Origin of the sequence: Luteimonas panaciterrae, from assembly GCF_020511115.1 — a bacterium.
GTDB lineage: Bacteria > Pseudomonadota > Gammaproteobacteria > Xanthomonadales > Xanthomonadaceae > Luteimonas > Luteimonas panaciterrae.
Window position 1 is genome coordinate 1 of sequence record NZ_JAJAVH010000036.1, and the last position, 4,790, is coordinate 4,790.

The 4,790-nt window shown below is 59.0% G+C and carries 6 protein-coding genes; 4 read left to right on the plus strand and 2 right to left on the minus strand.

Annotated features, from left to right (window positions below):
• Positions 1-109: 109 nt before the first annotated feature.
• Together betB and betA are read left to right on the plus strand one after the other, a co-directional pair.
• The gene (betB, locus tag LG367_RS18055) at positions 110-1,582 is read left to right on the plus strand and encodes a betaine-aldehyde dehydrogenase (protein ID WP_226470657.1); all 1,473 of its coding nucleotides are present in this window, start codon (positions 110-112) and stop codon (positions 1,580-1,582) included.
• Positions 1,583-1,650: 68 nt separating this feature from the next.
• A complete protein-coding gene (betA, locus tag LG367_RS18060; RefSeq protein ID WP_226470661.1) occupies positions 1,651-3,321 on the plus strand; it encodes a choline dehydrogenase in 1,671 nt (556 codons plus the stop codon).
• A 160-nt stretch (positions 3,322-3,481) separates the two neighbouring features.
• On the opposite strand, the gene LG367_RS18065 is transcribed toward betA, so the two are convergent.
• Entirely contained in the window at positions 3,482-3,823 is a 342-nt protein-coding gene (locus LG367_RS18065; RefSeq protein ID WP_226470658.1) for an endonuclease/exonuclease/phosphatase family protein, read from the minus strand.
• 153 nt (positions 3,824-3,976) lie between these two features.
• Entirely contained in the window at positions 3,977-4,180 is a 204-nt protein-coding gene (locus LG367_RS18705; protein ID WP_343225836.1) for an endonuclease/exonuclease/phosphatase family protein, read from the minus strand.
• A 93-nt stretch (positions 4,181-4,273) separates the two neighbouring features.
• Here LG367_RS18705 and LG367_RS18710 point away from each other — a divergent pair, with 93 nt between their 5' ends.
• Positions 4,274-4,390 carry a DUF3489 domain-containing protein gene (locus LG367_RS18710; protein ID WP_343225837.1) on the plus strand — a complete coding sequence of 39 codons (117 nt, stop codon included), beginning with the start codon at positions 4,274-4,276 and terminating at the stop codon, positions 4,388-4,390.
• Between the two features lie 29 nt (positions 4,391-4,419).
• A complete protein-coding gene (locus LG367_RS18075) occupies positions 4,420-4,620 on the plus strand; it encodes a hypothetical protein (RefSeq protein WP_226470660.1) in 201 nt (66 codons plus the stop codon).
• Positions 4,621-4,790: the final 170 nt, after the last annotated feature.

The following is a 4,790-nucleotide window of genomic DNA, read 5'->3' on the forward strand; positions in this document are numbered from 1 at the left end:
GGCGACAACACGCACCGGAGCCATGCCTTCGAAGTAGATTGGCATACAGCTACCTGGACCTGCAGCTTCCCCCGTCTCAGCACTGACTCATTCCTTACGAGAAATCCCGGTGCCCCAGTTCGAAACACAGAAGCTCTACATCCACGGCGCGCTTGCCGAAGCCAGCAGTGGCAAGACCTTTCAGACCATCAACCCCGCCGATGGCGAGGTTCTTGCCGAGGTGCAGTGCGCGGCCGAAAGTGACATCGAGCGAGCAGTGGAGAGCGCGATAGAAGGCCAGCGTGTCTGGCGCGCAATGACCGCTGTGCAGCGCTCGCGCATTTTGCGCTGCGCCGTCGATCTATTGCGCGAGCGAAACGACGAATTGGCAGCGTTAGAAACGCTCGATACCGGTAAGCCGTATGCCGAAACCTCGACCGTGGACATCGCCACTGGCGCGGATGTAATTGAGTACTACGCGGGTCTGGCCCAGGCCACCGAAGGTACCCAAGTGCCATTGCGCGAATCGAGCTTCTTTTACACTCGCCGCGAACCCCTGGGGGTGGTCGCCGGCATCGGTGCATGGAACTACCCGATCCAAATCGCGATGTGGAAGTCTGCACCGGCGTTGGCGGTGGGCAATGCGATGATCTTCAAGCCCAGCGAAGTAACCCCGCTCACCGCGCTCAAGCTTGCGCAGATCTACACCGAGGCCGGCGTGCCCGATGGGGTCTTCAATGTGGTCCAGGGCAGCGGCCGCGAAATCGGACCGTGGCTGACCGAACACCCGCGCATCGACAAGGTGTCCTTTACCGGGGGCGTCGAAACCGGCAAGAGGGTGATGGCCAGTGCAGCAACCTCGTCACTGAAGGAAGTCACGATGGAGCTGGGTGGGAAGTCACCGCTCATTGTCCTACCGGATGCCGATATCAACCGTGCGGCCGACATCGCCGTCATGGCCAACTTCTTCAGCTCCGGACAAGTGTGCACGAACGCGACCCGCATCTTCGTCCACCGCTCCATTAAGGTGGCATTTGAGGCCGCGGTGATCGAGCGTACCGCCCGCATCCGCATCGGCACCCCCGGCGACCCGCAAACCAATTTCGGTCCGTTGATCAGCTTCGCGCATATGGAGAAGGTGCTGGGCTTGATCGAAACCGGAAGGGCGCAAGGCGCGAGATTGCTGATCGGGGGCGTTCGGCGGACCGATGGCGATTTCGCAAAGGGCGCGTACGTCGTGCCGACGGTGTTCACCGACTGCACGGATGAGATGACAATCGTGCGTGATGAGATCTTCGGACCAGTCATGAGCATCCTTGGCTACGACGACGAGGAGGAGGTCATCCGCCGCGCCAACGCTACCCATTTCGGCTTGGCCGCTGGGGTGGTGACTCCCGACCTTGCCAGTGCGCACCGAATCATCCATCGTCTCGAAGCAGGGGTCTGCTGGATCAACACCTGGGGTGAATCACCGGCGGAAATGCCAGTCGGCGGATACAAGCAATCCGGTATTGGCCGAGAGAACGGAATCAACACGCTGATGCATTACACCCGCATGAAATCGGTGCAGGTCGAACTCGGCTCGTTCGCGTCGGTTTTCTAACCCTTTCCACTCGTAGGTACCGATTACCGCTCGGTCAGGTACCACTTCCTTGAGCAACACTGATGCCCATTGCGCAGGAATTCGATTACATCATCATCGGCGCCGGTTCCGCCGGAAATGTACTGGCCGCCCGCTTGACCGAAGACGCCGACGTCACTGTCTTGCTGCTCGAGGCCGGCGGCCCAGATTACCGGCTCGACTTCCGTACTCAGATGCCGGCGGCACTCGCCTATCCACTGCAAGGCACCCGCTATAACTGGGCGTACAAGACGGATCCCGAGCCCTATATGAATCACCGGTGCATGGATTGCGGCCGGGGCAAGGGGCTGGGTGGTTCGTCGTTGATCAACGGCATGTGCTACATCCGTGGCAATGCCATGGACTACGACCATTGGGCTAAACGTCCAGGGCTGGAGAACTGGTCTTACCTGGATTGCCTGCCGTATTTCCGCAAGGCCGAGACCCGAGACATTGGCCCAAATGACTATCACGGTGGTGACGGTCCCGTGTGGGTGACCACACCGAAGAGTGGTAACAATGTGCTCTTTCATGCCATGGTCGAGGCCAGTGTTCAGGCAGGCTATCCCCGCACCGAGGATCTCAACGGCTACCGGCAAGAGGGCTTCGGCCCAATGGACCGCACGGTCACGCCACAAGGTCGTCGCTCCAGCACAGCACGTGGCTATTTGGATCAGGCGCGGCAACGATCGAACCTGACCATCGTCACGCACGCGCTTACCGACCGCATCCTGTTCTCGGGCAAGCGCGCCGTTGGTGTGGCCTATCTGCATGAGGATGAGCCCAAGCAAGCTCACGCTCGTCACGAAGTGCTTCTCTGCAGCGGCGCCATCGCTTCGCCGCAGATATTGCAGCGCTCAGGGGTCGGCCCAGCGGACCTGCTACGCAGCCTTGATATCGCCCTCGTTCATCACCTGCCGGGAGTCGGCGCCAACTTGCAAGACCATCTGGAAATGTACATCCAGTACGAATGCAAACAACCTGTCTCCCTGTCGCCCGCATTGAAGCTGCACAACCAACCGAAGATTGGCCTGGAATGGCTGATATTTGGCACTGGCCTGGGTGCGAGCAATCATTTCGAAGCAGGCGGCTTTATCCGCAGTGAAGACGAGTTTGAGTGGCCGAATCTGCAATACCACTTCCTCCCAGTGGCCGTGAACTATAACGGCTCCAACCCCATCAAGACCCATAGCTTCCAAGCCCATGTTGGCTCCATGCGCTCACCGAGCCGTGGCCGTATCCACCTGCGTTCTAAGGACCCACGCCAACACCCCAGTATCCTGTTCAATTACATGTCACAGGAGCAGGACTGGCGCGAGTTCCGCTCGGCGATTCGTATCACTCGCGATATCTTTCGGCAGAAAGCACTCGCCCCGTATGTTGGGCGCGCGATCTCTCCCGATGCGGATCTGACGACGGATACGGAACTCGACGCCTTTGTGCGAGCGCACGCTGAAACTGCATATCACCCGTCTTGCTCGAATCAGATGGGTAACCATGAGATGTGTGTAGTCGACGGCCAAGGCCGAGTCCATGGCTTGGACGGGTTGCGCGTCATCGATGCCTCCATCATGCCACAGGTTGTCACCGGCAACCTCAACGCGCCCACGATCATGATAGCTGAGAAGCTGGCCGACGTGATTCGGAACCGTTCGCCATTACAGCGCTCGATAGCGACCTACTATCAGGCCAATGGAGCGCCAGCTCGCCGCATCGGGTGATGGGAGCGACGAGGTGGATATCGTCAATTTTGATGGGCAAGGTGCAGCGACTCCGAATTCAAAGTCTGAGATGCAGTATTGATCTTATGCCCTGCGATACAAGTCAAGGTCTTATCGGTCATGTTGTTTGACTGCGGAACTATCCCACTTCTGGCTGCTCTCAGTTGGCAGAGGGCGTTCGTTCTATGTTTGCTGCGACAGGTAAATGATCCGAGGCCTGTGTGCTGGGTGCGACCATATCGGTGGCACGCAATCCTGCCGAAAGAAACAAATAGTCAAGTTGCTGTACTGGATGCGACGAAGGCCAGGTCGGCAACGGGCGCGCGTCCGCCAGTCCGGCGTACAGCTTAGTTAGCAGCGGTTGCAGACGCATATCGCCAGGTTCGAGGTTGTAGTCGCCGACTAGGATCAATAGCCGGTGCCTGCCCGTCATGCGTGCATCTAAGTGTGCGGCCAAGTCGCGCGCCTGACGGATGTCCACACCACCTTCCTTCTCATGCAATGACTGACTGCAAGTACTACCTCGCTTCCGTCATCAAGCCTGAGCACCCCACTGAGCACGCCCGGCCGAGTTGCAACATCGTAAGTGGGTAGGGCCACTGGCAGCACATCCTGTAATGGCCAACGGCTTAGGATTGCATCCCCGAACAGTCGCTCAACTAGCCGGGTTGTAGTACACATACATATGCAGTCGCTTCTGCAACAACGCAAGTACATCGTGGCTGACGTTGACCAGGAAGCCGCGGTCGACTTCCTGCAACATCACAATATCGGGCGACTGGGCAGCGATCGCGTCGGCTATCGCGTCTGGATCGAAACGGCCACTGTTGGAAATACCGTAACGAATGTTATAGCTCATGACCTTGAGGGGCCACGTGGCAAACTTGTTCGTTGCAGCCGGCGGTACCGGCGCAGAAAAGAATGCGAAAACTACGGCTGGCAGGCCCACACTGTGCGCGGCACCTTCGCCGGCGCTTTCAAGAAGAAGCTCGGCCTGACGATCACCTCGACCAAGGACGCGGGTGGCGAGCGGGTCTACCGTATCGCCGAGGCAGGGAGCGCTCCATGAGCGCTCCATGCCGTATCCTGAAAGTCCGCATGACCCGCAAGGTGGGCGATCTGCCCAATCTCCTGAGTCGTGTGATCACCGATGGTTGGTTTGACGAGGTGACAGCGCTCGTGGAGGAAACTCGCGCCATGGCCATGCGGGAATACGACGCCTTCGTTTCCAACTTCTTCAGGCCAACGCATGGCTGGAGGGGCGCGGTGGCCTCAACGCGCTGCGCCAATGGCTGGTGATTGAGATCGCCGCGCCGGGGCGGCGGGCGCTGTACGTGGATTCGGAAGGATACAGTTATGCCCGTTGCGTTGGTGTCGCGGTCGACGATTGAGCAGCCTCATTCTCCGCGAGCGAATGGAGGACTTTCACTGCAAGGATGATTGCGTCATCTATCGGATAACGGACTCTT

Excerpts from the sequence above, each read along its gene's own strand:
- LG367_RS18705 (WP_343225836.1), bottom strand. The coding sequence starts at position 4,180 with ATGAGCTATAACATTCGTTACGGTATTTCCAACAGTGGCCGTTTCGAT.
- LG367_RS18075 (WP_226470660.1), top strand. The coding sequence starts at position 4,420 with ATGACCCGCAAGGTGGGCGATCTGCCCAATCTCCTGAGTCGTGTGATC.